Source organism: Dermatophilus sp. B7861-1 (assembly GCF_058996045.1).
This window is the reverse complement of the sequence record NZ_CM180082.1, coordinates 878,148-904,461: the sequence shown is the minus strand read 5'-3', so window position 1 is coordinate 904,461 and position 26,314 is coordinate 878,148. Positions and strand designations below refer to the sequence as shown.

At 59.0% G+C, this 26,314-nt stretch carries 27 protein-coding genes; 10 read left to right on the top strand and 17 right to left on the bottom strand.

Translation table 11 applies throughout. From position 1 onward, the window contains the following. Nucleotides 1–72: 72 nt before the first annotated feature. Nucleotides 73–948, bottom strand: a complete 876-nt coding sequence (locus AC2T9U_RS04045) for a PHP domain-containing protein (RefSeq protein ID WP_493696687.1) — start codon at nucleotides 946–948, stop codon at nucleotides 73–75. A gap of 67 nt (nucleotides 949–1,015) precedes the next feature. Here AC2T9U_RS04045 and lpdA point away from each other — a divergent pair, with 67 nt between their 5' ends. The 3 genes from lpdA to AC2T9U_RS04030 all read left to right on the top strand — a co-directional run bounded on the left by lpdA (nucleotide 1,016) and on the right by AC2T9U_RS04030 (nucleotide 4,921). After that, nucleotides 1,016–2,413: a dihydrolipoyl dehydrogenase gene (lpdA, locus tag AC2T9U_RS04040; RefSeq protein WP_028326473.1), complete on the top strand. Its 1,398-nt coding sequence runs from the start codon at nucleotides 1,016–1,018 to the stop codon at nucleotides 2,411–2,413. Nucleotides 2,414–2,507: 94 nt separating this feature from the next. Next, entirely contained in the window at nucleotides 2,508–4,061 is a 1,554-nt protein-coding gene (locus AC2T9U_RS04035) for an aminopeptidase P family protein (RefSeq protein WP_493696686.1), read from the top strand. 197 nt (nucleotides 4,062–4,258) lie between these two features. Beyond that, nucleotides 4,259–4,921, top strand: coding sequence for a YflT domain-containing protein (locus AC2T9U_RS04030; RefSeq protein ID WP_493696685.1), 663 nt, complete (start codon nucleotides 4,259–4,261; stop codon nucleotides 4,919–4,921). Between the two features lie 54 nt (nucleotides 4,922–4,975). Here the strand turns inward: AC2T9U_RS04030 and AC2T9U_RS04025 are convergent, their stop codons facing one another. Then, nucleotides 4,976–5,869, bottom strand: a complete 894-nt coding sequence (locus AC2T9U_RS04025) for an HpcH/HpaI aldolase/citrate lyase family protein (protein WP_493696684.1) — start codon at nucleotides 5,867–5,869, stop codon at nucleotides 4,976–4,978. 187 nt (nucleotides 5,870–6,056) lie between these two features. On the opposite strand from AC2T9U_RS04025, the gene AC2T9U_RS04020 reads away from it, so the two are divergent. The 4 genes from AC2T9U_RS04020 (at nucleotide 6,057) to AC2T9U_RS04005 (ending at nucleotide 9,935) form a co-directional block, all read left to right on the top strand. Next, nucleotides 6,057–6,716, top strand: a complete 660-nt coding sequence (locus AC2T9U_RS04020) for a DedA family protein (RefSeq protein WP_493696683.1) — start codon at nucleotides 6,057–6,059, stop codon at nucleotides 6,714–6,716. Between the two features lie 144 nt (nucleotides 6,717–6,860). Further along, on the top strand, nucleotides 6,861–8,156 hold the full coding sequence (locus AC2T9U_RS04015; RefSeq protein WP_028326477.1) for a magnesium transporter MgtE N-terminal domain-containing protein: 1,296 nt from the start codon (nucleotides 6,861–6,863) through the stop codon (nucleotides 8,154–8,156). Continuing rightward, nucleotides 8,149–8,760 carry a DUF1003 domain-containing protein gene (locus tag AC2T9U_RS04010; RefSeq protein ID WP_084440838.1) on the top strand — a complete coding sequence of 204 codons (612 nt, stop codon included), beginning with the start codon at nucleotides 8,149–8,151 and terminating at the stop codon, nucleotides 8,758–8,760. The genes AC2T9U_RS04015 and AC2T9U_RS04010 overlap by 8 nt, the downstream gene beginning before the upstream one ends. 41 nt (nucleotides 8,761–8,801) lie before the next feature. After that, on the top strand, nucleotides 8,802–9,935 hold the full coding sequence (locus tag AC2T9U_RS04005; RefSeq protein WP_493696682.1) for an Mrp/NBP35 family ATP-binding protein: 1,134 nt from the start codon (nucleotides 8,802–8,804) through the stop codon (nucleotides 9,933–9,935). Between the two features lie 68 nt (nucleotides 9,936–10,003). On the opposite strand, the gene AC2T9U_RS04000 is transcribed toward AC2T9U_RS04005, so the two are convergent. Both AC2T9U_RS04000 and sigE read right to left on the bottom strand, forming a co-directional pair. Next, nucleotides 10,004–10,393 (bottom strand): twin-arginine translocase TatA/TatE family subunit, encoded by a 390-nt coding sequence (locus AC2T9U_RS04000; protein WP_306746788.1) that lies wholly within the window; start codon nucleotides 10,391–10,393, stop codon nucleotides 10,004–10,006. Nucleotides 10,394–10,560: 167 nt separating this feature from the next. Beyond that, complete coding sequence (gene sigE, locus AC2T9U_RS03995) at nucleotides 10,561–11,160, bottom strand: RNA polymerase sigma factor SigE (RefSeq protein ID WP_115032668.1); 600 nt, start codon at nucleotides 11,158–11,160, stop codon at nucleotides 10,561–10,563. 228 nt (nucleotides 11,161–11,388) lie between these two features. Between sigE and AC2T9U_RS03990 the strand changes: the two genes are divergently transcribed. After that, nucleotides 11,389–12,021 (top strand): O-methyltransferase, encoded by a 633-nt coding sequence (locus AC2T9U_RS03990; RefSeq protein WP_028326480.1) that lies wholly within the window; start codon nucleotides 11,389–11,391, stop codon nucleotides 12,019–12,021. Nucleotides 12,022–12,110: 89 nt separating this feature from the next. On the opposite strand, the gene AC2T9U_RS03985 is transcribed toward AC2T9U_RS03990, so the two are convergent. The 8 genes from AC2T9U_RS03985 to dapE form a co-directional block, all read right to left on the bottom strand. Next, a complete protein-coding gene (locus tag AC2T9U_RS03985; RefSeq protein ID WP_028326481.1) occupies nucleotides 12,111–12,290 on the bottom strand; it encodes a DUF3117 domain-containing protein in 180 nt (59 codons plus the stop codon). A 264-nt stretch (nucleotides 12,291–12,554) separates the two neighbouring features. Then, on the bottom strand, nucleotides 12,555–13,871 hold the full coding sequence (locus AC2T9U_RS03980; RefSeq protein WP_115030785.1) for a putative hexosyltransferase: 1,317 nt from the start codon (nucleotides 13,869–13,871) through the stop codon (nucleotides 12,555–12,557). Between the two features lie 3 nt (nucleotides 13,872–13,874). Further along, nucleotides 13,875–14,318, bottom strand: coding sequence for a DivIVA domain-containing protein (locus AC2T9U_RS03975; protein ID WP_493696681.1), 444 nt, complete (start codon nucleotides 14,316–14,318; stop codon nucleotides 13,875–13,877). Further along, nucleotides 14,315–15,055: an LOG family protein gene (locus tag AC2T9U_RS03970; RefSeq protein WP_115030787.1), complete on the bottom strand. Its 741-nt coding sequence runs from the start codon at nucleotides 15,053–15,055 to the stop codon at nucleotides 14,315–14,317. The genes AC2T9U_RS03975 and AC2T9U_RS03970 overlap by 4 nt, the downstream gene beginning before the upstream one ends. 43 nt (nucleotides 15,056–15,098) lie before the next feature. After that, complete coding sequence (locus AC2T9U_RS03965) at nucleotides 15,099–16,025, bottom strand: LysR substrate-binding domain-containing protein (RefSeq protein WP_493696680.1); 927 nt, start codon at nucleotides 16,023–16,025, stop codon at nucleotides 15,099–15,101. Nucleotides 16,026–16,127: 102 nt separating this feature from the next. Beyond that, complete coding sequence (gene ahpF, locus AC2T9U_RS03960; protein WP_220181605.1) at nucleotides 16,128–17,702, bottom strand: alkyl hydroperoxide reductase subunit F; 1,575 nt, start codon at nucleotides 17,700–17,702, stop codon at nucleotides 16,128–16,130. A gap of 227 nt (nucleotides 17,703–17,929) precedes the next feature. Continuing rightward, on the bottom strand, nucleotides 17,930–18,493 hold the full coding sequence (ahpC, locus tag AC2T9U_RS03955; RefSeq protein ID WP_028326486.1) for an alkyl hydroperoxide reductase subunit C: 564 nt from the start codon (nucleotides 18,491–18,493) through the stop codon (nucleotides 17,930–17,932). Between the two features lie 182 nt (nucleotides 18,494–18,675). Next, a complete protein-coding gene (gene dapE, locus AC2T9U_RS03950) occupies nucleotides 18,676–19,863 on the bottom strand; it encodes a succinyl-diaminopimelate desuccinylase (RefSeq protein ID WP_493696679.1) in 1,188 nt (395 codons plus the stop codon). A 116-nt stretch (nucleotides 19,864–19,979) separates the two neighbouring features. On the opposite strand from dapE, the gene dapD reads away from it, so the two are divergent. After that, complete coding sequence (gene dapD / locus AC2T9U_RS03945; RefSeq protein WP_493696678.1) at nucleotides 19,980–20,921, top strand: 2,3,4,5-tetrahydropyridine-2,6-dicarboxylate N-succinyltransferase; 942 nt, start codon at nucleotides 19,980–19,982, stop codon at nucleotides 20,919–20,921. Beyond that, on the top strand, nucleotides 20,908–21,792 hold the full coding sequence (locus AC2T9U_RS03940) for a hypothetical protein (RefSeq protein WP_115030795.1): 885 nt from the start codon (nucleotides 20,908–20,910) through the stop codon (nucleotides 21,790–21,792). The genes dapD and AC2T9U_RS03940 overlap by 14 nt, the downstream gene beginning before the upstream one ends. A gap of 70 nt (nucleotides 21,793–21,862) precedes the next feature. Here the strand turns inward: AC2T9U_RS03940 and dapC are convergent, their stop codons facing one another. The 5 genes from dapC to AC2T9U_RS03915 form a co-directional block, all read right to left on the bottom strand. Further along, nucleotides 21,863–23,026 (bottom strand): succinyldiaminopimelate transaminase, encoded by a 1,164-nt coding sequence (gene dapC, locus AC2T9U_RS03935; RefSeq protein WP_493696677.1) that lies wholly within the window; start codon nucleotides 23,024–23,026, stop codon nucleotides 21,863–21,865. Nucleotides 23,027–23,034: 8 nt separating this feature from the next. Beyond that, a complete protein-coding gene (fdxA, locus tag AC2T9U_RS03930; RefSeq protein ID WP_028326490.1) occupies nucleotides 23,035–23,355 on the bottom strand; it encodes a ferredoxin in 321 nt (106 codons plus the stop codon). A 133-nt stretch (nucleotides 23,356–23,488) separates the two neighbouring features. Then, nucleotides 23,489–23,941 carry a flavin reductase family protein gene (locus tag AC2T9U_RS03925; protein ID WP_493696676.1) on the bottom strand — a complete coding sequence of 151 codons (453 nt, stop codon included), beginning with the start codon at nucleotides 23,939–23,941 and terminating at the stop codon, nucleotides 23,489–23,491. Nucleotides 23,942–24,000: 59 nt separating this feature from the next. Further along, entirely contained in the window at nucleotides 24,001–24,903 is a 903-nt protein-coding gene (locus tag AC2T9U_RS03920; protein WP_115030797.1) for a PIG-L family deacetylase, read from the bottom strand. Between the two features lie 99 nt (nucleotides 24,904–25,002). Beyond that, nucleotides 25,003–26,277: an aspartate aminotransferase type Ic gene (locus tag AC2T9U_RS03915; RefSeq protein ID WP_493696675.1), complete on the bottom strand. Its 1,275-nt coding sequence runs from the start codon at nucleotides 26,275–26,277 to the stop codon at nucleotides 25,003–25,005. Between the last annotated feature and the right edge of the window lie 37 nt (nucleotides 26,278–26,314).

The window sequence follows — 26,314 nt, the reverse complement described above, 5'->3', positions numbered from 1 at the left end:
GCTTGTGTGCCCCGGGCCCTCCCTCGGCCCGGGGCACACGTGTTTATTGGGGGGCGGGCGGTAGCGGGGTGGTTAGGGCTGCAGGATGGGTGTGCCGTGGGCGTGGGCGTTGATGGCTTCAAGGGCCTGGGGGGTGGTGGTGTGATCGCCGAGTCGGTTGGTTTTGCCGGTTCCGTGGTAGTCGCTGGAGCCGGTGGCGATGAGGCCGAGTTGTGTGGCTAGGTCGAGGGCGTGTGTGGCTTGTTCGGGGGTGTGATCGAGGTGGTGGGCTTCGATTCCAAGTAGGCCAGTGTCGGTGAGTTCTTCGATGATGTCGTCGGTAACGGGGCGGCCACGGCGCTTGGTGGCGAAGGGGTGGGCGATGATGGGCACTCCGCCGGCGTCGCGGATGAGGTGGATGGCTTCGCTGGGGGATATGGATTCGTAGGGCACGTGGTAGGGGGATCCGTCGTGGAGGTATCGGCGGAATGCTTCGTCGCGGTTGGGGACGATGCGAGCGCGTATGAGTGCGTCGGCGATGTGGGGGCGTCCGATGGTGGTGGTGTCGTCGATGTGGCTGCTTATGTCGTCCCAGGTGATGGGTAGGTCGTTGGCGAGGCGTTCAACGATGCGTTGGGCGCGGTTTTCGCGGGAGTTGCGGGCGCGTTGGAGTGCGTTGAGGAGGCCGGTGTGGTGGGGGTTGTGGAGGTAGCCGAGCATGTGGATGTTGATTCCGTTGGTGCTGGTTGAAACTTCGATGCCTCGTACGAGGGTGATTTTGTTGTTGGTGGCAGCGGTGGCGGCTTCGTCCCAGCCGTTGGTGGTGTCGTGGTCGGTGATGGCAATGACGTCCAGTCCGGCGCGGCAGGCGTTTTCGATAAGTTGGGTGGGTGTGTCGGTGCCGTCTGATGCGGTCGAGTGGGCGTGGAGGTCGATGCGCATATCTTCGAGATTACGCGGGGTGTGCATACAGTTGTTGGTTGGTTCGTTGCGGGGCAGGGACGGTAGGTTGCTCAGTGGCCATTAGGCTGTGCACATGGCTGATCACTTTGATGTTGTTGTTCTTGGAGCCGGCCCTGGTGGGTATGTGGCGGCTATTCGCGCGGCTCAGCTGGGTAAGTCGGTCGCGGTTATTGAGAAGAAGTATTGGGGTGGTGTTTGCCTCAACGTTGGTTGTATCCCCAGCAAGGCGTTGCTGAAGAACGCTGAGTTGGCGCACACGCTGACCAAGGAGAAGAAGAAGTACGGGATTGAGGGCGACGCGACGATGTCGTTCGGCCCGACGCACAAGCGTTCTCGTCAGGTAAGTGCAGGCATCGTTAAGGGTGTCCACTTCCTGATGAAGAAGAACAAGATCACGGAGATTGATGGGTGGGGCACGCTGCAGGCGGGCAACACGATTTCGGTGGAGGCTGAGGATGGCTCCACGCGTGAGGTTACGTACGGTGACTTGATCATTGCCACTGGTGCGACGGTGCGCACGATGGGCATTGAGCTGAGTAAGAACGTGGTCAGCTACGAGGAGCAGATCCTCGATGAGAACTTGCCTAAGAGCATCATCATCGGTGGTTCTGGTGCGATTGGTGTCGAGTTCGCTTACGTGATGGCGAACTTCGGTGTCGATGTGACGATTGTGGAGTTCGTGGACCGTATGGTTCCGACCGAGGATGCTGACGTCTCTAAGGAACTGGCACGTCACTACAAGAAGCTCGGCGTGAAGGTTATGACGGGCACCAAGGTCGAGTCTGTGGAAGACACAGGTTCGGGTGTGAAGGTGACGGTTTCGCCGGCTGCTGGTGGCCAGTCGCAGGTCTTGGAGGCCGAGCGGATGCTGTGTGCGTTCGGTTTTGCTCCGCGCACTGAGGGTTATGGGTTGGAGAACCTTGGTGTCAAGCTTACTGAGCGCGGCGCGATCGAGGTTGATGACTTCATGCGCACGAACGTTGAGCACGTGTATGCCATTGGTGACGTGACGGCGAAGATGATGTTGGCTCACGTTGCTGAGGCGATGGGCATTGTCGCTGCGGAGACCATCGCTGGTGCTGAGACCATGCCGATTGATTACCAGACGATTCCGCGTGCGACTTACTGCCACCCGCAGATCGCTTCGATGGGTCTGTCGGAGCAGCAGGCTAAGGATGCCGGCTACGACGTGAAGACTTCTTCGTTCCCGTTCTCGGCGAACGGTAAGGCGCAGGGTCTTGGTGAGGGTGTTGGTTTCGTGAAGGTGATCGCTGACGCGGCGCACAACGAGATTCTTGGTGTGTCGATGATCGGTCCGGACGTGACTGAGCTTCTGCCTGCGGCGAACGTGGCTGTGCAGTGGGATCTGACTGCTGATGAGGTCAGTCGCACTGTTTTCGCTCACCCGACGTTGGGTGAGGCGCTCAAGGAGGCTATGCACGGTATCGCTGGCCACATGATCAACCTCTGATCTGTCGGTGTTGAAGGCGGCCATTCACTTTTGGTGGGTGGCCGCCTTGGTCATGTTCCGGCGCTGGGGTGGATGTGGATGTGATCATGGGGGTATGGCTGATACGGGAGCATCGTTGGAGTCCGGAGCTGGCGCGCAGCAGTCGGGAGTAAAGAGGGAGCAGGAGGCGGTGTCTGAGCACCGCAGCAGGCCTAAATCGCAGGCGTTTGTTGAGTTCATGGCCTCGGGGTGGGCGCCTCGCCAGGAGTCGTTGCCGCAGTTGGCGGAGTCGGCTCGGTGGGCGGCTGCGCGGCGTGAGGCGTTGTCGGCTGCTTTTCCTGGTGAGCGGTTGGTGATTCCTGCTGGTGGTTTTAAGGTGCGGAACAACGACTGTGATTATCTTTTCCGTCCGCATAGCGCATTCGCGCATATGACTGGTTTGGGGGCGGATCGGGAACCGGATGCGGTATTGGTGTTGGAGCCGCGGGCCGAGGGTGGGCATGAGTCGGTGTTGTATGCGCGGCCGTTGCTACCGCGGGACAGTGAGGCGTCGTTTTCGGATTCGCGGTACGGAGAGTTTTGGGTGGGTGCTGCCCCGACGTTGGAGTCGTTGGCTGCAGAGTTGGGTATGTCGACAGCGCATTTGGATCAGTTTGGTGATGCTGTCGGTAAGGACCTCGGGGCGGTGTCGTTGCGAGTGTTGACCGGTGTTGATCCGGTGGTGGATGAGCAGGTAGCGAAGGCTCGTCGGGATAGCGCAGATGCGCAGCTGCTTGAGTCTGCTGCTGAGGTGGATCGCCAGCTGGAAGTGAAGCTGTCGACGATGCGTCTGGTGAAAGACGAGTGGGAGATCAGCCAGATGCGTGAGGCGGTCGCGGCTACGGATACGGCATTTGCGGCGGTGGTGCGTCAGTTCCCGGAGGCGGTGCGCCGTGGTCGTGGTGAGCGCTGGATCGAGGGAACGTTTGGTTTGTATGCGCGGCATGCGGGTAACGGGGTTGGTTATGACTCGATCTGCGCCGCGGGTGACCATGCAAACACGTTGCATTGGATTAAAAACACCGGTGAGGTCCGACAGGGGGATCTGGTGTTGATTGATGCCGGTGTGGAGGTTGATTCGCTCTTTACTGCGGATATCACACGGACTTTGCCGGTGAATGGGCGGTTTTCTCCTGCGCAGCGGAAAGTCTATGAGGCTGTGTTGGAGGCGCAAGAAGCGGGTATCGCCGCGGCTAAGCCGGGGGCAACGTTCAAGGATGTGCATGAGGCAGCGATCGCGGTGATCGCTCAGTATTGCGAGCAGTGGGGTTTGTTGCCTGAGGGAGTGAGTGCGCAGCGCAGTTTGCAGCCAGATGGCCAGTGGCATCGTCGTTGGATGGTGCATGGAACCAGCCACCATTTGGGTCTGGATGTGCATGACTGCCAGCAGGCATTGCGTGAGGACTATATGGACGGCACTCTCGTGCCGGGCATGGTCTTGACGGTGGAGCCGGGGTTGTATTTCAAGGCTGATGACGAGTTGGTTCCCGAAGAGTTCCGTGGGGTTGGTGTGCGGATCGAAGATGACATTGTTATCACTGCTGAGGGATGCGAAAGCCTGTCGAAGTTGCCGCGTTCGGTGGATGAGGTTGAGGCCTGGATGGCTCCTCTTCTAGCTGGAGATGCGTGATCGGCGGGTTTATTCCGTTGTGGAATCGTTGAGTGGTTTTGAGTGTTGAACGGGTCGTCGGCGTCGCTGTTGCGGTGTTCGTGTCTATGCTCGTGCCGCGCGGGCACGGGTGGGTGACGTGTTTGTGGCCGTGACGCCGCCGCTTGTTTGCCTTTGTTATTGACCACACTTTTGCCTTGAGAACAGGACGGATATTTATGTCGCAACAGCCTTCTGCAGGTCAGGAGATCCTCAATCTTGAGTTCCCTCAGTCGTTGGCGTTGTTCGACCGGTATGCGGATGCGCAGAAGGCCGTGGATTTTTTGTCTGATGAGCAGTTCCCGGTGCAGAACGTGATGATTGTGGGTACGGACTTGCGTCAGGTGGAGCGAGTGACTGGGCGTTTGACGTGGCCGAAGGTGCTTGGTGGTGGTGTCCTGTCGGGCATGTGGATGGGTTTGTTTGTCGGGTTGATTTTGTCGATGTTTGAGGGTGGGGCGACGTTGGGTTTGATCGGTATGGCTGTGGGGGCTGGGGCGGTTTTCGGTTTTATTTGGGCAGGTCTGGGATATTCGATGTCTCGTGGTCGGCGTGATTTCACGTCGGTGAGCCAGGTTGTGGCCACGAAGTATGAGCTGTTGGTTGAGCATCGGGCCTTTGGTGAGGCGCAGGCGTTGTTGTCGAAGATGGATGGTGTGCGGGGCGCTTTGGTTACTGCTGGGGAGCCTAAGCGTGTGCAGGCTCGCCCAAATCCGTTTGAGGGGATGTACGGGCAGAAGATTGATGCCTCGGGCAAGCCGGTCGCGTCGAGTGATTCGGCGCAGCCTGCTGCGGGATCGTCGGCGGATTCTCCAGGTGCTGATGACACATCAGCTAAGTGAGGTTGAGGGGCTGGTCTTACGGGGCTGGCCCCTTGGCGTGGGTGGTGGCGTGGTTTAAGGGGTGGTGTCGTTTTCGAGGGCGGTGATGGCCTCGGCGAGGGTGAGTGTGCGGCGGGCGGCATCGACGTGAAGTTGTTCGATCATGCGGCCGTTGTGGGTGGCGATGCCAGCTCCGTCGGCGGCGTCCCAGGCATCGATGATGGCGTGTGCTTGTTCGATGTGTGCGGGAGTGGGGCTGAAGATTTCGTTGGCTGCCGCGATGTGATTGGGGTGGATGAGTGTTTTGCCGTCGAATCCCATCTGGCGTGCCATCATTGCTTCGGTTACGAAGCCGTCGTGGTCGTGAATGTTGTTGTGGACGGCATCGAGAATTGCGATTTTCGCGGCGCGTGCTGCCAGCACTGCCCAGGACATTGCTGCCATGAGCGGGGCGCGGCCGGGGATGTCTTCGGCGTGGAGTTCTTTAATGAGGTCGTTTGACCCCATGACGAGGGCGTGCAGGCGTGGGGATGCGGTAGCGATGCTGGGTGCGTTGAGCACTCCGAGTGGGGTTTCACACATGGCCCAGATCGCGGTGGTGGGTTGGGCGTGTGCTGCTTCGAGAGCGGCGCAAATGGCGTGGATTTCTTCGGCGGTGTTGATTTTGGGGATGGCGATGGCGTTGGGGGCGGCGGCTGCTGCGGCAGCGATGTCGTCGTGGTGCCAGGGTGTGTTGATTGCGTTGACGCGGATGATCAGTTCGCGGTGTCCGTATTTTCCTGACTGTGTGGCGGCGCAGGCTGCTTCGCGGGCAGCTGGTTTGTTTTCTGGTGCGACGGCGTCTTCGAGGTCGAAGATGATGCTGTCGCAGGGCAGAGTGGTTGCTTTTTCCAGTGCGCGGGGGTTGGAGGCGGGCATGTAGAGCACTGACCGGCGTGGCCGCAGGGTGGGTTCGGGTGTTGTCGCCATGTGGGGGCGGCCTTTCGTTGACCGAGTTTCGTTGTGGGGGTGTCTAGTCAGGTTATCGGTATCGCGGGGGTGTCTTTGGTGAGGTGAGGTGTTTCCTTGCGTGGGTGAGGCAGCTGGATACGCTGGGGTTTTACCCCGAGCCGCTCAGACGGCAGAACAGTAAAGGTGAGGAATGTTACTGACGGGTGTGTCGGTTTTGATGGGTGGCGCAGTGGCTGCTGGAGGTGCTGGCGGCGGGATGACGCAGTGGATTGTCGGCATCATGGAGGCGTTGGGGGCGCCAGGGGCTGGGCTTCTTGTTGCGTTGGAGAATGTTTTTCCGCCGATTCCCAGTGAGGTGATTTTGCCGTTGGCTGGTTTCACTGCCAGTCAGGGCACGTTGTCACTGATGTCAGCGATTGTGTGGACTTCTGTCGGTTCGCTGGTTGGGGCGTGGGCGCTGTATGCGCTGGGTGTGGTTCTCGGGCGAGATCGGTTGTTCCGTTTTTTTGACTGGATGCCGTTGGTGGATGTTGAGGACATTGAGAAGGCTGAGGCGTGGTTTAACCGGTATGGCTATTCGGTGGTGTTTTTTGGCCGGATGCTTCCTCTTATTCGCAGTCTCATTTCGATTCCGGCTGGTTTGTCGCGGATGCCGTTGCTGCAGTTTTCTGTGTTCTCGCTGGTGGGTAGCGCCTTGTGGAATTCGGTGTTGATTTATGCCGGGTTCGCGTTGGGTGAGAGGTGGGATCAGGTAGAGCAGTACGTGGGGTATCTGCAGTATGTGGTGATCGCTGCGATTGTGGCTTTCATTGGCTGGTATTTGGTGCGGTATTTCCGTAAGCATCGCGCTGATGGGAATGTGTGAGGGTGTCTGTTGTTGGAGTGCGTGGTGTAGCTACCAGTGGCGGTGTGGTTGCTGCTGGTGCGTGCCTTCGTGGTGACCGGTATCGCGTGCTGCTGCCTGTCTCCGTGAACGAACCGTGCCCTCGTCGTCGTTACTCTGGTTGTTGTGCCCTCGAACACACGCGTTTTCGTCGCCCGCCTCGTCGGTCTTTCCGTTTTTGACCCTATCGGTGATCAGGTCGGTATCGTCCGTGACGTCATCGTCATGTTCAGCGCCGCACGGCGACATCCGCGCGCCGTGGGTCTTGTGGTGGAAGTGCCTGGTCGGCGGCGCGTGTTCATGCCGATGACACGCGTCACCTCGATGGATGCTGGGCAGATCATCTCTACCGGCCTGGTGAATTTGCGGCGTTTTGAGCAGCGCAGCGGTGAGGTCATGGTTGTTGCTGAGCTTTTTGACCGGACGGTTACGGCTCGTGAGCCAGGGGCTGACCCGTATTCGGCGATCATCGAAGACATCGCGATCGAGAAGGTTCGCGCCAGGGAATGGACGATCGAGAAAGTTTTTGTCCGCAAAGTTCCTAAAGGTGGGCAGCGCTCGGGCTTTGGGGAGTCGCTGGGGCTGCGGCGTCGGCGTGGTGAAACGTTGCTGCTGGACATTGATCAGGTCGCTGGGTTGCGAGCGCTGGCGGTGAATCAGGGGGCTGATCTGCTTCTTGAGGGTTATGACGATGTCAAGGCTGCGGACTTGGCGGAGATGATTCGTGAGTTAAAGCCGTTGCGGCGGGTGCAGGTGGCTTCGGCGCTTCCTGATGAAAAGCTCGCGGATGTGTTGGAGGAGCTTCCTGAGGATGATCGGGTTGAGGTGCTTTCTTCGCTTTCTGGTAATCGGGCCGCTGATGTCCTTGAGGCGATGCAGCCTGATGATGCTGCGGATTTGTTGGGTGAGCTGACTCCGGATGCGCAGGAGCGTTATTTGCGTCTTATGGAGCCTGATGATGCTGAGGATCTTCGTCGTCTGTTGGTGTATGAAGAGGACACTGCTGGTGGTTTGATGACGACCGAGCCGCTTATTCTTCCCCCTGAGGCGACGGTGGCTGAAGCGTTGGCGTATGTTCGTCGGCAGGAGATCCCGCCGGCTTTGGCTGCTGCGGTTTTTGTGTGCCGGGCTCCTCAGGAAACTCCGACGGGTAAGTATCTTGGCCTCGTTCATTTTCAGCGTTTGTTACGTGAACCTCCAACGACAGCTATCGGTTCTGCGTTGGATACGGGTATTGAACCTGTTTGTCCTAGTGCCTCTCTTATGGATGTCACGCGGGAGTTGGCGACGTACAACATGATGGCTTTGCCTGTTGCTGACGAGGATGGACATTTGCTTGGGGCGGTGTCCGTTGATGACGTCATCGACAAACTTCTACCTAATGACTGGCGTGACGACCGACACGAGGTGACGCATGGCTGAGCAGAAGCGAACGGCCCGTCTGGACCAGCCGCAGGAGATCCGTGCCGCGTGGCTGCGTCGTCCGAAGATGTTTCGTGAGGGTTCTTTTGGTGTTGCTGCGGAGGGGTTTGCTCGGTTTATGGGCACTCCGCAGTTCCTTGTGTGGATGACGATTTTCTGCGCGGTGTGGCTGGCGTGGAACACGTTTATGCCTGAGGAAGTGCAGTTTGATCCGCGCTCTTTGAACTACACGTTGTTGACGCTTATTTTGTCGCTGCAGGCTTCGTATGCTGCGCCGTTGCTGCTTTTGGCTCAGAATCGCCAGGATGACCGGGACCGGGTCATTGCTGAGCAGGACCGTGCTCGTGATGAACGCAACCTTGCTGACACTGAGTATTTGACTCGGGAGGTGGCTTCACTTCGGATGGCTTTGGGCGAGACGGTAACTCGTGATTATCTGCGCTCTGAGCTGCGTGATCTTCTTGAAGAAATTCGCAGTTTGGATGATGAGGAGTGCGAGAGCGTTCACCGTCGTAAGAAGCGGAAAACGGGTAAGCGTCCTGGTGTTGCGCCCTCGGAGAATTCTCATGGGCACGAGCAGCTCAGTGATGAGGAGCGTGGGTGAGTCGTTCAACGGGGTGAGCTGGCATCGCTAGGGTGGTGGGCATGCCTGTTCCCTCTCCTGAACAACTCATGGACGCGCTTTCACGCGTCGAAGACCCTGAGATTCACCGCCCGATCACCGAGCTCGGCATGGTCGAGAACATTTCGGTAGATGATGCAGGCGTCGTCACCACCACTATTTTGCTCACCGTGGCGGGATGCCCGTTGCAGTCCACGATTGAGAAGGAAGCCACTGAGGCGCTTTTGGCGTTGGAGGGCGTCACTTCGGTGTCGGTGACTCTGGGTGTGATGAATGATCAGCAGCGCAAAGATCTGGGCGCCAAGCTGCGTGGTGGCAAAACCGAGCGGGAGAATCCGTTCGCTCGGCCCGATAACTTGACCCGCATTTATGCGATTGCTTCTGGTAAGGGGGGTGTGGGGAAGTCGTCAGTGACGACCAACCTTGCTGCGGCGATGGCCAAGCAGGGCTTGAAGGTTGGCGTGCTCGATGCGGACATTTACGGTTTTTCGGTGCCGCGCATGATGGGGGTTTCTTACGCTCCTACGCAGGTTGATGACATGATCATGCCTCCGGAGGCTCATGGTGTGAAGGTCATGAGTGTGGGCATGTTTGTGCCTGAAGGGCAGCCTGTGGTGTGGCGTGGCCCGATGCTCCACCGGGCTATCCAACAGTTCCTCGCGGACGTGTATTGGGGTGATCTGGATGCCTTGTTGTTGGACCTTCCTCCGGGTACCGGTGATGTTGCTATTTCGATTGGGCAGCTTCTACCTAACGCTGAGATCGTGGTGGTGACCACGCCGCAGAGCGCTGCGGCTGAGGTGGCCGAGCGTGCTGGGTCGATCGCGGCTCAAACGAATCAGCGGGTTGTGGGCGTCGTTGAGAATATGGCGTGGCTACAGATGCCTGACGGTAGCCGAAATGAGATTTTTGGCTCTGGAGGCGGCGCTACAGTGGCTGCTTCGCTGTCGGCCATTATGGGTGCTGAGGTTCCTCTGTTGGGTCAGGTTCCGATTGATGTGGCCCTGCGTGAGGGCGGGGACGCAGGTGCCCCGGTGACGGTGTGTGCGCCAGATTCTCCTGCGGGTGCAGAGCTGACCAAGATCGCTACCACCTTGGCTACCAGGGCCAGGGGTCTGGCTGGGCGCAAGCTTGGTGTTTCTGTGACGCCTCACTAAGCACGGTTGCTGGGCTGCGGGGCTGTGGTGCCGAACGGTTGTTTGTTCGGCACCACAGCCCCGCAGGTTTATGTGGCTTCGTTATCGAAGGGTGTGGGGCGATTCGGGTCGAAAGTCACTGAACGCACTGGAGTGCGGATTACGGCTTCTTCGAGCGGGGTGTCTTTCTGCTCACCGGTTTCTAGGAGGGCTTCACGCACGATACGGCGCGGGTCGTATTGGCGCGGGTCGTAGCTTTTCCAGTCGATGTCATCGAATTCTGGGCCCATTTGCTCGCGCAGCTGGTTTTTCGCCCCATCAGCGAACTGCTGCACCGAACGAACCCATTCACGTAGTTTCGCGGCATAGCCTGGCAGGCGTTCTGGGCCAATAAGCAGCATGGCTAGCACGAAGATGATGATGAATTCCCACCCGTTGATGGTGATCAGCTCCTTCGTGGCTATACCGGCGCGCGGCAATGACTGTGTGAGTCAGTACCGCTAGTTGCTCATAACCTACTGTGCGTACACACGGCATTGCTCTGGCAGGACACGGCACTGCACCGCATCCTGCCAGAGCAAAACAGTACTCTTCACCGCATCGGCCTCTTAGGCCCCACCACTGCGGGGCGGGCAGAAGGGGAAAATCACAGCGCAGGCTGTACCTCGGGCATGCGCGTGGCGCGGGAACGCTCCGCTTTAGGTGCGCGGTGCGCCAACTCTTCACGCAACCGGGCACGCCCTCGGTGGATCCGTGAACGGACGGTGCCGAGCTTAATGCCTAGAACGTCAGCGATTTCTTCGTAAGACAAGCCCTCGATGTCGCACAACACGACAGCAGCACGGAAGTCAGGAGCCAAGGACTCTAGCGCCCGCTGCACGTCGTCATCGAAATGATGCTGGTCCCATGCCTGTTCAGGGCCGCCACCGTGCGCGGGAAGCCGCGCAGCAGACTCTTCAGACAACGCATCGAAACGTATCCGCTGTTTGCGGCGCATCCGGTCCAAGAACAAGTTCGTGGTAATCCGGTGCAGCCACCCCTCAAAAGTGCCTGGGCGATAGGAGTCCAGATAACGGAACACCCGCACAAATGTGTCGTGTGTGAGGTCCTCAGCATCATGCGGATTACCAGTCAAACGGTAGGCAAGTCGATACACGCGCGCCGAGTGAGTCTCGACGATCTCTTCCCAAGACGGCGCGGCGTGCACGGCGTCCACGTCTGCGCACGAAGCAGGCGCAGCAGTCAAAGGGGCAGATGCACCAAAAGTCGACGAGGTAGGCACGGTCTCACGTCCTGTCTTGCAAAGGTTCGTTCCAAGACACACTCTGCCGGGACAACCTGGGCATCTCCTGTACGTTCGGTTGCGGTATGTGCACGGCGGGCTGAAAAGTTCCTGCACCACTTCCCCAAACTTCAACACCCCGCACAACGCCAGCCCCCTCACCTGCGCGCTCTGATGATTAAAGTGCTTTCTATGAGCGCGCAGAAGCCAGCAAGTTGGGTGTACACGGAAGAATTCATCTCCGACCTGCCTGTCATGGACGCTGCGCGGCGCCGCGGACACGAACTGGGCGCCACGCCCGTCTCCCCCGGTGTCGGCGCCACCTTGCGTGTTCTCGCTGCCGCGGCGAAAACACGCACCGCCGTGGAAATCGGCAGCGGCGCCGGAGTTTCCGGGCTTTACCTACTCCAAGGCATGCCTGCCGACGGAGTACTCACCACCATTGAACGCAACATGGAATGCCATAAAGCTGCCCGAACAACGTTCCGAGCCGCAGGCATCCCTACCCAACACACTCGTGCCATCAACGGAGATGCTCTCGACATGCTCCCTCGTCTAGCCGACCGCGGCTACGACCTGGTGTTCATCGACGGAGATGAAACCGAATACGCAGACTATGTGAGCCAAGCTGTGCGGCTGCTACGCCCCGGAGGGCTCTTGGTTATTGACGACATGCTTTGGCACGACCGGGTCTCAGACCCAGCCGCACGTGATGAAACCACCGTAAACCTGCGCGACCTGGGTAAAGAGCTCCGCGACGACGACAACCTTGAAGTCGCTCTTCTACCTGTGGGAGGTGGGCTACTCGTAGGCACCCGCCGCTAACCCAACACACTGATGTGGGGGGCGGGAAGACCATTTGGTCTTCCCGCCCCCCACATCAGTTTCGCGTCGGCCAAGCGATCACATGATCGTCACTCGAACGGCACTTCCGCACAGTCACGGATGGCCACACCGAGCGAAGCAGCCTCATCGGCAGTCATCTCAACGACAAGGCGTCCGCCACCCTCGATCGGCATACGAAGGACAATGCCACGACCTTCCTTGGCAACTTCCAACGGTCCGTCGCCGGTGCGGGGCTTCATAGCGGCCATGAGTTCCTCTTCCCTGGGTCACGTCGGTGCCCGAGCGCGATGCGGAGGCGACAGACAAGCGCGCCATCTCACAAGTGGGCGGGCCACGTTCATCGAGACGGCCCAGCGCATCAGCACCTACTTGTACACATCCATTATCTCCCGATAACTGCGCCGATTCGAAATTTTCCGATGAATGCGAGTGTCGACAGCAGCGAAACAGCCCCAGCACCAAGCCACAGCAAAGAAACAGCCCCGCCTCCAAGGAAGCGGGGCTGTCATCGATCACGGCGGGTTATCGGCCGGCGGGGTGAACTGCCAGATATCCCAAATCCACCAGGCCTGGCTCAACAACCCGAACACCACCCATACAGCCGTCAGGGTCAGCAACCGTCGCTTTGTCAGACGTGGGCGTTTGAATGTCCACTTCCACCAGGTCACGGTGTCGGTGTGACTCTCCAATGGGTCTTCGCCAGGCTTACCCCAACCAGCGCCAAGCATGGGAATTACCCACGCAAACATCATCACCGCGTAACGGAAGATGCTGGTGGTCGGGTCCATCACGCCCCACAGATAGAGCGGATAGGCGAAACACCAAGAACGCAGTGCCAACCCCATGCCGCGACCCCAAGGGCCAAGCCCGATAGACCATGCAGCCACAAAAATGCCGACCATAATGATCGCGGTCAACGGCGCAAAGTCGGTGATGGTCCGGCTCACCCAGTCCCACCACGGCACGATCGGATAAATGTCATCGTAGGCACGCCAAGCTGTCATCGTGTCGGTGTAGCCAGTGATCTCGCCGGTGCCCATCCAGACAATCGCAGGCCACAACCAACCAGAAAGCCCACACCCCACCAGCGACCACAACATGGCCACGTACTCACCGCGCGAAATTTCTTTCCCAGGAGTATTACGCTCCCGCCAACGCGCGATCACACAGATCAAAGCAACAAGCCCCAGCGGCAGCGTGACCACACGAGTGAGTCCACTCACCACCGCCACAGTCCCGGCCCACACCCACTTACGCCGGTCCAAAGCCATCAATCCAAGAGTGAGCACCAACGTCCCGAGTGACTCGGTGTATGCCACCTGCAATGTGACTGACGTGATGCACGTAGACCACACAGTCACGCCTGCGAGCGCGACCAGCGGGCCAACCTTGGATCGCAAGAAGAAACCAATGACTACCGAGGCAGCGCCACCAACCACCAAAGACAACGTGGAACCAACAAGGGCAAAACTGCCACCTGTGATCGCCATGATGCCCCGAGTCAGCATCGGGAACATCGGATAGAACGCCCATGCGTTCTGCCACGGCTTACCAGTCCATGGATCCCGTGGAATCACCGATGGATAGCCATCTTCAACAATCTGCCGGTACCAGAACGCATCCCACAACACCGTCATACGCAAGTAGCCGGTCTCGTTCTCAAACCAGACCACATCTACCTGATGATGTCCGGTAACGATCAACATAATCGCCGAGATCAGACGAGCGATGACATAGACGCCGACAATCGCGCCAACAAAGTTAGGGGTGCGATCCAACCGCCAACGACTCTTCGGAGCCGCCTCGGTATTCGTCGCCACGGAGGTCACGTACTACTCCTTTTCTCCGCGCTCGGCGCGCTCAGCATCAGTAGTTACAGGCGCTCCCTCCGACGAAGAAGAGACGCGCGGAAAACGACGCACATTCCCCACATCAGGCACATCAGGGGCTGGCGACGCCGTACCAGGATAGGCGTCACCACCCACACCAGCGCCCTCTGTGTTCACCAACGGCCTGTGCGCGGTTTCTTCCAAAGACATCCGAACCCGCTCCAACAGCGCATCCACCTGATCCATGCGATAGCCACGCACCGCCGTATCAAACCGCACACCATCAAGATCCGCACGCGTCAACGGCCCCTCCCCCGCCGCAGCCCACCCCCCAGCCGAAGACACCGGAGGAGGCATACATAGATCACTCCTGCCCCATCTACCGAGCACCGCAGCAACCGCAGCACCCAAAAGAACAATGACCGACACCACAAGTAAAACGATCACGACACTGATCGTCGCATGCCCGCAGACCGAATGAGCTCCACCGCGTGGGCAGGATCATCAGTCACCGTCACAAGTGACACCTCTTCAACAGAGATCACCCCAGCATCAACCAACGTGGTACGAATCCACTCCACCAAACCACCCCAAAAAGCAGACCCAATCAAAACAATCGGGAACCGAGTGATCTTGCCCGTCTGCACCAACGTCAACGCCTCAAACAACTCATCCAACGTGCCAAACCCACCAGGCAACACCACAAAACCTTCCGAATACTTCACAAACATCGTTTTACGCACAAAGAAGTACCGAAAATTCACAGCAATACCGACATACTCGTTCAAACCCTGCTCATGCGGAAGCTCAATACCCAACCCCACCGACGTGCCATCGGCAGTGCGAGCACCCTCATTCGCCGCCGCCATCGTGCCCGGACCACCACCAGTAATCACCGCATAACCCGCCTCAGCCAACAGCCGCCCCACCTCAACACCCCACCGGTAAGCATCACTCCCCCGCGACAACCGAGCAGAACCAAACACCGCCACCGCAGGACCCAACTCAGCTAACGACCCAAACCCCTCAACAAACTCCGCCTGAATACGCATCACCCGCCACGGATCGGTGTGTAACCAATCCGCAGCATCCCGCTGATCCAACAATCGCTGATCCGTCGTTGCCGACGGGAAATGCCCAGACCGATACTGGGCAGGACCACGGTGATACACGGAATCGTTCATGCCACGACGGTACTGACGCCAGCAGCGCCATACTGCTCAACGCTCAAACAACCGCAGCAGACTTCTCCAACGCCTTACCCACCTCACGGCGCACAACCTCAGCGATCTCCTCAACCAACTCACCATTCGTCGACGAAGCACGACGAGCCAACACAATCGACCGCGATGGTCCCTGCCCCGCAAACGGCCGCACCGACAACCCCGGTGTCACCGGCACCGGCGACACCGTCGCCAACCGCGGAAGCAACGTCACTCCCACCCCCGAAGCCACCATGTACCGCAACGTCTCCAAACTCGTGGCACGGAACCCAGCACGCTCCTGCGCCCCCACCGAATGACACACCTCCAACGCCTGATCACGCAGACAATGCCCGTCCTCAAGCAGCAACACATCTTCATCTGCCAACGCATCACTGACACTGGGCACCGGCCCCTCAGCGAAACGATGCCCCGCCGGCACAGCAAGATCAAAAGGCTCGGTGAACAACGGAGAAACCACCAACCCCGTTTCATCCGGAGGCACAGGAGAAGCAACAACAATCGCATCCAAAGACCCCAACAACAAACCCGCCACCAGGTCCGCGGTCTTCTCCTCCACCAGCAACAACTCAACCTCAGGAAGCGCTTCACTCAGCTGCTGCACCACATGCGGAAGCAAATACGGCCCCAGCGTCGGAAACACCCCCAACTTCACGCTTCCCGACCGCGGATTACGGGCTCGTTTAGCAAGCACTTCAATATCCCGCACCTCCCCCAACACGCTACGAGCCCGCTCAACCACCGCCTCCCCCGTAGCCGTGAACAACACCGACCGGCTCGACCTCTCGATGAGAGAAACACCCAAGTAGCTCTCTAGCTTCTTGATCTGCATCGACAACGTCGGCTGACTCACGTAGCACGCAGCAGCAGCACGCCCGAAATGACGCTGCTCATACAACGCCACCAAGTACTCAAGATCTCGGATGTTCATCGACGTCTCCTGGAAGAAAAAGAGCTACAACAAAATAGTGGTCGTGGCCCGCTTCCTCCCCAGCGAAGCGGGCCACGACTCGATCAAGGCACCAAAGACAGATCAGGCCTCAGCAGGAGCGCTCGTACGAATGAGATGATCGAAAGCACCCAGCGCAGCAGTAGCACCAGCACCAAAAGCAGTCACAATCTGCTTGTACGGAGCGACCGTGCAGTCACCGGCAGCGAACACACCTGGCACATTCGTTGCACCGTGCTCGTCGATGACAATTTCCTTACGGCCAGACATCTGTACTGCCTCACCTAGCCATTCGGTGTTCGGCAGGAGACCGATCTGCACGAAGATTCCTTGCAAGTCCACGTGCTTAATCTCGCCAGTTGCGCGGTCTTCATAGTCCAGCCCCGTCACTGACGTGCCATCACCCAACACCTCACTGGTGCGCGCATTGAGAATAATGTCGACGTTCTCCAGACTGCGCAGTTTGCGCTGGAGCACCTCATCAGCCTTCATCTCCGGAAGGAACTCAAACAAGGTCACGTGCTCAACAACGCCAGCCAGGTCAATCGCAGCCTCAACACCTGAGTTACCCCCACCAACAACTGCGATGCGCTTGCCCTTGAACAGCGGGCCATCACAGTGCGGGCAGTTAGAGACACCCTTGTTGCGGTAGTCATCCTCACCAGGAATACCCATCTTGCGCCACCGAGCTCCCGTAGCCAAGATAACTGTCTTGCCCTTCAGCGAAGCATCGCCGAACTCGACCGTCACATAGCCGTCCTCACCAGCTGGCAGCAGTTTGGTTGCCTGCTGGTTCTTCACCACGGTGACGTCATACTGCTTCATGTGCTCCTGCAGGTCACCGGAAAGCTTCGGGCCTTCGGTGTACGGAACGGAGATAAGGTTCTCGATCGCCATCGTGTCATTGACCTGACCACCCAAACGGTCAGCCACCAAAGCCGTAGGAATACCCTTACGTGCAGCGTAAATCGAAGCCGCCACACCGGCAGGACCTCCACCAACCACCAGCACATCAACCGGATCAACTTTGCCAAGCGCCTCAGCTGAACGCTGCGCGGCCCCTTCAGCATCAATCTTGGCCAGAATCTCAGCGGCTTCCATACGGCCCTGATCAAACAGCTCACCATTGAGGTAAACAGCCGGCACGGCCATGATGTTCTTCTCTTGAATCTCATCCTGGAACAGCGACCCCTCCACCGCTGTGTGCCGGATCCGAGGGTTCACCACACTCATCATGTTCAGCGCCTGCACCACCGTGGGGCAGTTCTGGCACGTCAACGACATGTACGTCGTGAACTCGTAATCACCCTCCAGCGCCGCAATGGCACTCAAGAGCGCCTCATCCTCTTTCGGAGCACGGCCACCCACCTGCAGCAGAGCCAATACCAGCGACGTGAACTCATGCCCCATCGGCAAACCCGCGAACGTGACCGACACATCCGTGCCAGTGCGAACCACATCAAAGCTGGGCGTACGCGCATCCGTGCCGTCAAAACGAGCCGTCACCTTGTCAGACAACGCCGCGATCTCGTTCAGCAGATCCTTCATTTCACCCGACTTCGGGCGATCATCGAGCGTGGCAACCAACTCAATGGGCTGCTCCAACATCTCCAAGTACTGCTTCAACGACGCGGTCAGTGTGGAATCCAGGACGGACACGAAAAACTCCTTATCGCACTACGCGACCGGTGACGATCGCGGCTAAGAACGGCACACAACCCCCCATCAGGTCGCGTCCGGGTCACAAACAAGCCACTCACAAAGGCAGCAGAAGATTTCAGGTACAACGACGGCGGGCAGCCCCCCGCCACCCGCCGTCGTCGGCGCCGGTCACGTCAGAGAGAAAACCCTCATAACGCGGACCCGGTCGATCAGGTGTTACCTGATCAGATCTTGCCCACGAGGTCGATCGAGGGAGCCAAGGTGCTCTCGCCCTCTTCCCACTTAGCAGGGCACACCTCGTTGGGGTGCTTACGCACGTACTGGGCAGCCTTGATCTTGCGGATCAGCTGCTCGGCCTCGCGGCCCACGCCCTCCGGTGTGATCTCCAAGTACTGGATGACACCGTCGGGGTCAACGAGGAACGTGCCACGGTCGGCGACGTTGTCACCTTCGCGCATGTTCTCGAAGTTGTTGGTGATGACACCGTTGCGGTCACCCAACATGAAGTACTTAATCTTGCCGATCGTCTCGGAAGCCTCGTGCCATGCCTTGTGCACGAAGTGGCTGTCCGTGGAAACGGAGTAGACCTCGACGTCAAGCTTCTGCAGCTCTTCGTAGTGGTCAGCCATGTCACCGAGCTCGGTGGGGCAGACAAAGGTGAAGTCTGCCGGGTAGAAGAAGAACACGGACCACTTGCCGAGAACGTCTTTGTCGGAAACCTCGACGAACTCACCGTTACGGAACGCAGTGGTCTCGAAAGGGAGGATCTTGGTGTTCAGGACGGACATGCTTACACCTCTCTGTTGGGATCGGCGCCTCCCCCACCGGTGGACCCGCTACCGAAGCAGCGTTCCCGGGGAGAACTTCCGATAAAGAATCTATATGGAACAACCATGAAAATAAAGGCGAAATTGATTGAAATACGGCATCCCCACCATAGAAACCACCTATCCCCCCAGATGAACACCCCTCACTGCCCCAACCACCGACACAAAGCAGTCAACGCCCTGCGATAGTCCTCCACCGGCGCATGCTCATCAGCCTTGTGCGCCAACAACGGATTACCCGGCCCAAAATTCACCGCAGGAACACCCAACGCCGAAAACCGCGCCACATCCGTCCACCCCTCCTTAGCCCGCACCAACAACGACGAAGCACCCAACGGATCCACCCCCGCATCACCACCAGCAACCAACCCCCGCGCAACCACCTCATCCCACGAACACCCCACCACCGACTCAACAAACCCCCGAGCCACCTGCGAATCCAACCCCGGCCGAGCCCCCTCAGCAAGATCCGTCACCCGCACCTCAAACGGCGCAAACAACTCCCGCATCCGCTCCTGTGCCTGCTCACCAGACAAATCCGGCGCAAACCGATAATTCACCGTCACCACACACTCATCCGGCACCACGTTCCCAGCCGTACCACCACGCACACCCACCGCAGACAAACCCTCGTGATACGTCAACCCATCAACATCAACAGTCCTGACCTCAAACGAAGCCAACGCATCCAACACCTCCGCCGCCCGATGAATAGCATTCACACCCATCCACGGACGCCCCGAATGCGCCGCCACCCCCGGCACCACCACCTCACAACGCAACGTCCCCTTACAACCACCCTCCACCGCAACCGACGTCGGCTCCAACAACACCGCAAAATCCCCCACCAACAACTCCGGATGATCCGCCACCACATGCCCCAACCCATTCAGCGGCGCAGCCACCTCTTCATTGTCATAAAAGACAAACGTCACATCCCTATTGGGCTCAGGCACATCCAACGCCACCCGCAACTGCACCGCCACCCCACCAAGCATGTCCACCGTTCCGCGCCCCCACAGCTCCTCCACACCACTGCCCGACTGTTGAGCAGACACCCTCTTCGTCGGAACATTCCACCCAAACGGCCCCTCAACCGCCGGCACCGTATCTAGATGCCCCGCCAAAATCACCCGCTCGTCCCGACCCAAATCCGTACGAGCCACCACCACATTCCCAAACCGCGACACTTCCAAATGCCTCGCCGAACGCAATAGCTCCTCCACCGCATCCGCCAACGGCCCCTCACACCCACTCTCAGAACCCACATCACACACCGCAGCAGTCAACGCAACAACATCAGCAGCAGGATCCAAACGAGGAGAAGTCATACCCGCCACCGTACCCACCACACACCAACACCTCCCCCACACCAACATCTACCAGCACCACGACCACTCTTCGACTCACTGGCCCTGCACCGCCCCTCCTGCCCTAGGCTTAACGCATGACTTCGCGATCCGCATGGGGATGGGGCCTAGCCACAGTCACCGACGACACGACCAAAACACCCGGACGCGTCCTCGACACGTGGTTCCCAACCCCCGCCCTCGGCACCCCCACCGAAGACCCCGCACCTGCTGAACTCACCGCACTTGAAAGCAGTGACCCAGCACGCAGCGTCACCACCCGCACCATCAAGGTAGAAATCGATCTCGATGCCCCACCCGCCGACACCCCCGACGCCTACCTACGCCTACACCTACTTTCACACCGCCTAGTAGAACCAAACAGCATCAACCTCGAAGGCATCTTCGCGGCCCTGCCCAACGTGGTCTGGACCAACCACGGCCCCTGCGAACCCGAAAACTTCGAAACCACCCGCCTGCGCCTACGCGCACGCGGCCCTGTACAAGTCCACAGCATCGACAAATTCCCCCGCATGACCGATTACGTCGTACCCTCCGGAGTACGCATCGGCGATGCCGACCGCATCCGACTCGGCGCCCACCTCGCCGCCGGAACCACCGTCATGCACGAAGGATTCGTCAACTTCAACGCTGGTACCCTCGGCAACTCCATGGTCGAAGGCCGCATCAGCCAAGGCGTCATCGTCGAAGACGGCTCCGACATCGGCGGCGGCGCTTCCACCATGGGCACCCTCTCCGGCGGCGGAACCCAACGCGTCCGCATCGGAAAACGCTGCCTCGTCGGCGCCGAAGCCGGCGCCGGCATCGCACTAGGCAACGACTGCGTCATCGAAGCAGGTCTCTACGTCACCGCAGGAACCAAGGTCACCCTCGAAGACGGCCGCATCGTCAAAGCCCGAGACCTCTCCGGCGTCGAAGGACTACTCTTCTTCCGTGACTCCACCGATGGCGCTGTGAAGGCAAAAGTCCGCAAAGGTGACGGAATTGCTCTTAACGAAGCGCTACATGCCAACGACTAACCCCGAAGAAGGCTCGCCCGCAGAAACCCCCTCACGGTCACGACGCCGCACCTGGATAGCAGGAGGCGTCGCTGTAGCCGTGCTGGTCGGCGGTGGCATCGCCGCCGTCGTCCAGCTCGGCGGGCCAGTCATTCTCCCCGGCAGCTGCATAGTGCAAGGCCAAGGCCAAGGCGACGCTCACGTGCGACTAGCACCCGAACAGGCATCCATCGCCTCCACCATCGGAGCAGTCACCGTAGAGCGAAAACTCACCCGACGAGCCGCAACCATCGCCATCGGCACAGGCATGCAGGAATCTAAACTCCGCAACCTCGCTCACGGCGACCGCGACTCACTCGGCGTGTTCCAGCAACGCCCAAGCCAAGGCTGGGGAAGCCCCAAACAGCTACAGGACCCCGTCTACGCCACCCGCGCGTTCTACGACAAACTGGTACAGATAAAGGGATACAAAACCCGTCCACTGACCGAAGTCGCCCAAGACGTGCAGCGAAGCGGGTTCCCGGACGCCTACGCACAGCATGAAACCGAAGCGATCACTCTCGCCGAAGCATTCATAGGAATCACCCCCCACGCGGTGACCTGCAAACTGAGCAACCGCAGCACCGTCACCCCCGCACCCACAATCGCGGCCGAGCTAGACCGAGCCTTCGGTACCAGCTCAGAAACACACGGCGGGGTTGTCTCCACTAAAACCCAAACAACGCAAGGAGCAGCAGCTATCGCCGCATGGGGTGTCGCTCATGCCGACGCATACGGCATCACATCCGTATCCCATGCAGGCCGAACCTGGAAACGCACTGAAGCGACCTGGGAAGACGATCCAGAAGGCGGCGGCCAAAAACAAAGCACCGTCATCCGAACCACTGGATAGTCACAAACACCAGGAGGGGCAGCAAGGAAACCTACTCCCCGCTGCCCCTCCATCGTTCTCAACACTGAGCTCAACACAACCGCGCAGCTGCTGCAGCAATACGCTCATCTGTGGCAGTCAACGCAATCCGCACATGGCCAGCACCGGCAGGCCCATAAAATGCCCCCGGAGCCACAACCACTCCACGCTCAGCCAATGCAGACAGATCTTCCCAACAGTCACCGCTACGGCGAGCCCACACATACAGCCCAGCCTCGGAGTCATCAACAGTGAACCCGAACGCCTCAACCGCAGGTAACAACACGTCACGACGTGCACGATAAATTTCACGCTGCGCATCCACATGCGCATCATCTGCCAAAGCTGCGGCCATAGCAGCCTGCACCGGAGCAGGCATGATCATGCCCGAATGCTTCCGCACCTCCAGCAACGCCTTGACGATTTTCACATCGCCAGCAAGAAAACCAGCTCGATAGCCAGCCATATTGGACTGCTTCGACAGCGAATACACAGCCAAAAGCCCCTCATGGCTGCCACCACACACCCGCGGGTCGAGGATGCTTGGGACCGTAGCTGGCTGACCTGGTTCCGCAGGACCACCTAGCGCTGGAGTTCGCCAATCCAACTCGGCGTAGCACTCATCGCTAGCAACAACCACACCATGCTCCCGCGCCCACCTAACCAGCGCGGCCAGCTGCTCAGCAGGAGCAACCTTGCCCGTGGGATTGCCTGGTGAATTCACCCACAAAAGGCGGGGCATCTGCCCTAACTCCGCCGGTTCAAAGGCAGCCACATCATCCACAGTGACCGAAGCAGCACCAGCTAACCGAGCACCGACGTCGTAGGTCGGGTATGCCAGCGACGGAAATGCAACGACATCCCCCGGGCCCAGGCCAAGTTGAGTAGGCAGCCACGCAACCAGTTCCTTACTCCCAACCAGAGGCAAAACCGCCTCCGGGTCAAGGTCAGGAACATTACGGCGCCGGGCGAACCACGTCGCAACAGCCTGTCGTACCTCACCAGAACCATAGGTGAGCGGATACCCCGGAGCATCCGCGGCAGCAATAAGTGTCTCCTGCACAACTCGCGGAGTCGGATCCACCGGTGTTCCCACCGACAAATCCACCAACCCACCTACGTGCTCACTAGCGCGTTTCCGGTACGGAACCAACGAGTCCCACGGGAAATCCGGAAGATTCCGAACTCCCACAGGCTGACCCAAAGAGTCAGTCATGCCAGTGCTCACTCCCCCTGCGGAGGAAGCGCCGCGATAAACTCGTGGTCTTTCTTAATAAGACCCAATTTGGCTGCGCCACCAGGGCTACCCAAATCATCAAAAAACTCGACGTTCGCCTTGTAGTAATCGCTCCACTCTTCAGGCACATCGTCTTCGTAGTAAATAGCCTCGACAGGGCACACCGGCTCGCAGGCACCGCAGTCGACACACTCATCAGGGTGAATGTAGAGCGAACGCTCGCCCTCATAAATGCAGTCGACAGGGCACTCCTCGATGCACGCCTTGTCCTTGACGTCGACGCACGGCTGGGCGATGACATAAGTCATTGTGAAGGAACCTCCTGGGAAACGGCGGATTTCGCCTTCAGGCGACCGGCAAAGGATATGCCGTGGCCACATCTTCGCGGCCTCCGCTCCCCTCCAGCCTACGTCGACCTGAGCTCACCTGGACAATGGCCCATCAGTCGACCGAACGCATCTCGCCCCGATAAGTAAAAAGACCTGGCCCAACATCCACTGGCACCTCAACACGCACAACACTGCCAACAACGATGGTGTGGTCTCCACCCGGGTACTGCGCCCACAAACGACAATGAAACCGAGCTATCGCCACATCCAGACACGCCAGATCTTCTGTGGAACGGCTGTGATCAACCCGATCAAGCTGCCCGAAAGAAGGCCGACCAACCTCAGCGAAACGTGTTGCCAAATGCCGCGCTGATGCCGGCAACACATTGATAATCCAGTGTTTGCTCTCTAGCAGCGCTTCTAGACAACGCGCCTCGTTGTGTATGACAGCCAGCTGCAGGGGCGGATCCAGGGAAACCGAGGTAACCGAGTTCAGTGTCATGGCGAGGTCATGACGCCCATCGGTGGTCGTCAGCACAGATATTCCTGCAGCGACCCGCCTCATAGCGTGACGGTACTCGTCTGGGGCAACAAGGTGCCCCGATGACATGGTGACGTCGTGATTCATACAAGTCCTTCAACAGGTGCACCGATGCGGCGGGCATAGCTGCCCGTGACCGGATCTATGCGGGCAAAATATTCAGTACGCGGCAAGCGCGCCGCAACATCATTCGAAAGGGCGTAATACCCCTGATAGACAGTCGCCTGAGTGCGATGGTGAGCTAAGGCTGCATCCCGCAATGCAAGGTCTGCTGAACTGCCATGCACAACATGGGTGACGAGTTCGCGATTAACCACAGAAGGCGGGTACGGATCACCGATTGCAGGAACGCGCAGCCCGCTAGCTGGCGAAACGTGGCATTGCAACCAACGTCGATCTTCGCGGGCGACATCGTCAGGCACAAGAATCACGTACAGGGGCGGCTGTTGCTCTGCGGGAAGACCTGCAATAGCAGCGCGTGTGGCCTCATGTACCCGGATATGGTCAGGGTGACCATAACCACCAGTAGCTTCGTACGTGATGACGGCATCAGGGGCGAGGCGAACAATGCGGGCACGGATACGCGCAGCTAGAGAGCCTAGGTCAGCACGGCACAGGGCGCGCGGATCGTTGTTTTCGTCGGTTCCTGCCATGCCAGAGTCACGGTAGCGAGCACCGCGCATAGTGAGCGGGTTTTCCCCCAAAACGTGCTCACGAGCCCCGATCGTTTTCATCGCTGCGCGCAGCTCACCGCGTCGGTATTGGCCAAGAGTGTTCTCCTGGTCTGGAGCATGGTGAGCAAGTTCAGGCGGGATGACTTCTCCCTCATCCCCCAGGGTGCAGGTGAGAACGTGAACGTCTGCTCCTTTGCCTGCGTAGTGGGCCAGGGTGACGCCGCTCCAGAGAGTTTCATCATCGGGGTGTGCGTGGATGAAGAGAAGACGGGAGCGCTCGTGCACGGTGGGTTCCGATTGGGGCTGTGACATAGTCTCACCGTAGCTGGGTTCAGCGGGAGGTCTTGCCTGAGGTAGACAGCCCGACGCAGCACCCCTTGCTGCTGACACTGCGCCGGGCATGCCGGTTGCTTACTCGGTGAGGAGTTTTTCACCTGCAGCGATGATGACGCAGGTGGTGAAGACTTCCATCGCCTGGGTTAGTTCTTCGAGGTCCGGGTAGGAGGGTGCGAGCCGTAGGTTACTGTCCGCGGGGTCTTGTCCCCCTGGATAGGTAGCACCAGCCGGGGTGAGCGCCACACCTACCTGCTGCGCGAGCTCAACAACACGCTTAGCGGTTCCCGGGACCACATCAACGCTGACGAAATACCCTCCGACAGGTTCGGTCCACTGGGCTACTTTGAGGGGTTTAAGGTCACGATTAAGTGCTGCACCAACTGCCTCAAATTTGGGTGCAAGGATTTCAGCGTGCTTACGCATGTGTGCGATGACGCCCTGGCTATTTCCGAAGAAGCGGACGTGACGAAGCTGGTTAATTTTGTCCGGACCGATAGAGCGCATCGCATCACGGGCGAGGAACCATGCGATGTTGTCTTTGCTTGCCCCAAAGAACGAAACACCGCCGCCAGCAAAGCTGACTTTGGAAGTAGAAGCGAACACAAAGGCTCGGTCGGGATTACCTGCTTGCTCACACGCATCCAGGATTGAAAGGACCTCGTCGTGGTTTTCGCTGAGGTGGTGGATGGCGTAGGCGTTATCCCAGTAAATCCGGAAATCGTCGGCTGCCACCTTCATGCTGGCTAGGCGGCGCACTACTTCATCGCTGTAGGTGATCCCGGTGGGGTTGGAATATTTCGGTACGCACCAAATCCCTTTAACCGTGGCGTCGGTGGCAACGAGTTTTTCGACGGCGTCCATGTCAGGACCGTCATCGTTCATGCCGACGGTGATCAGGTCAACACCAAGTTCAGCGGAGACGGCGAAGTGACGGTCGTATCCAGGAGACGGGGCTAGGAAGCGGACGCGCTGACCTGCCCATGCGGTGTCAGACCCAGGCAGGGGGTGGAAGAAACTGCTCGCCATGGCGAAGTGCATGAGCGACAGGGAAGAGTTATCGCGGGCAACAAGCTGTTCGGTGGGCACTTGAACAAGCGGAGCGAAAATTTCGCGGAGTTCGCGCAGGCCTTTGCGCTGGCCTCCGTAGTTACGCAGGTCACCGTCTTCGATGCCGCTGTGATCTCCAGTGCTCAACGCGGTGAGCATGCCTTCAGCGAGGTCGAGCTGTGCGGAACTAGGTTTGCCGCGCGTGACGTTAAGACCGAGATCGGTGAACTCGGCGTAGCGTTTCTTAGCATCTGCGAAAGCAGCGCCTAATGCTTCTGTGTCCACGCACTGCGAAACCGTCATGGTTCTCCCTCTGCTGATGGTGGTTCAGGGGGTGTGG

Excerpts from the sequence above, each read along its gene's own strand:
- dapE (WP_493696679.1), bottom strand. The coding sequence starts at position 19,863 with ATGACTTCTCCTCGTTTGGATCCTGCTGCTGATGTTGTTGCGTTGACT.
- AC2T9U_RS03915 (WP_493696675.1), bottom strand. The coding sequence starts at position 26,277 with ATGACGGTTTCGCAGTGCGTGGACACAGAAGCATTAGGCGCTGCTTTC.
- AC2T9U_RS03965 (WP_493696680.1), bottom strand. The coding sequence starts at position 16,025 with ATGAACATCCGAGATCTTGAGTACTTGGTGGCGTTGTATGAGCAGCGT.
- AC2T9U_RS04045 (WP_493696687.1), bottom strand. The coding sequence starts at position 948 with ATGCACACCCCGCGTAATCTCGAAGATATGCGCATCGACCTCCACGCC.
- AC2T9U_RS03970 (WP_115030787.1), bottom strand. The coding sequence starts at position 15,055 with ATGAACGATTCCGTGTATCACCGTGGTCCTGCCCAGTATCGGTCTGGG.
- AC2T9U_RS04005 (WP_493696682.1), top strand. The coding sequence starts at position 8,802 with ATGCCTGTTCCCTCTCCTGAACAACTCATGGACGCGCTTTCACGCGTC.
- ahpC (WP_028326486.1), bottom strand. The coding sequence starts at position 18,493 with ATGTCCGTCCTGAACACCAAGATCCTCCCTTTCGAGACCACTGCGTTC.
- AC2T9U_RS04030 (WP_493696685.1), top strand. The coding sequence starts at position 4,259 with ATGTCGCAACAGCCTTCTGCAGGTCAGGAGATCCTCAATCTTGAGTTC.
- AC2T9U_RS03925 (WP_493696676.1), bottom strand. The coding sequence starts at position 23,941 with ATGAGGCGGGTCGCTGCAGGAATATCTGTGCTGACGACCACCGATGGG.
- AC2T9U_RS03985 (WP_028326481.1), bottom strand. The coding sequence starts at position 12,290 with ATGGCCGCTATGAAGCCCCGCACCGGCGACGGACCGTTGGAAGTTGCC.
- dapD (WP_493696678.1), top strand. The coding sequence starts at position 19,980 with ATGACTTCGCGATCCGCATGGGGATGGGGCCTAGCCACAGTCACCGAC.
- AC2T9U_RS04035 (WP_493696686.1), top strand. The coding sequence starts at position 2,508 with ATGGCTGATACGGGAGCATCGTTGGAGTCCGGAGCTGGCGCGCAGCAG.
- AC2T9U_RS04025 (WP_493696684.1), bottom strand. The coding sequence starts at position 5,869 with ATGGCGACAACACCCGAACCCACCCTGCGGCCACGCCGGTCAGTGCTC.
- AC2T9U_RS03940 (WP_115030795.1), top strand. The coding sequence starts at position 20,908 with ATGCCAACGACTAACCCCGAAGAAGGCTCGCCCGCAGAAACCCCCTCA.
- AC2T9U_RS04010 (WP_084440838.1), top strand. The coding sequence starts at position 8,149 with ATGGCTGAGCAGAAGCGAACGGCCCGTCTGGACCAGCCGCAGGAGATC.
- AC2T9U_RS03920 (WP_115030797.1), bottom strand. The coding sequence starts at position 24,903 with ATGTCACAGCCCCAATCGGAACCCACCGTGCACGAGCGCTCCCGTCTT.
- lpdA (WP_028326473.1), top strand. The coding sequence starts at position 1,016 with ATGGCTGATCACTTTGATGTTGTTGTTCTTGGAGCCGGCCCTGGTGGG.
- fdxA (WP_028326490.1), bottom strand. The coding sequence starts at position 23,355 with ATGACTTATGTCATCGCCCAGCCGTGCGTCGACGTCAAGGACAAGGCG.
- AC2T9U_RS03990 (WP_028326480.1), top strand. The coding sequence starts at position 11,389 with ATGAGCGCGCAGAAGCCAGCAAGTTGGGTGTACACGGAAGAATTCATC.
- dapC (WP_493696677.1), bottom strand. The coding sequence starts at position 23,026 with ATGACTGACTCTTTGGGTCAGCCTGTGGGAGTTCGGAATCTTCCGGAT.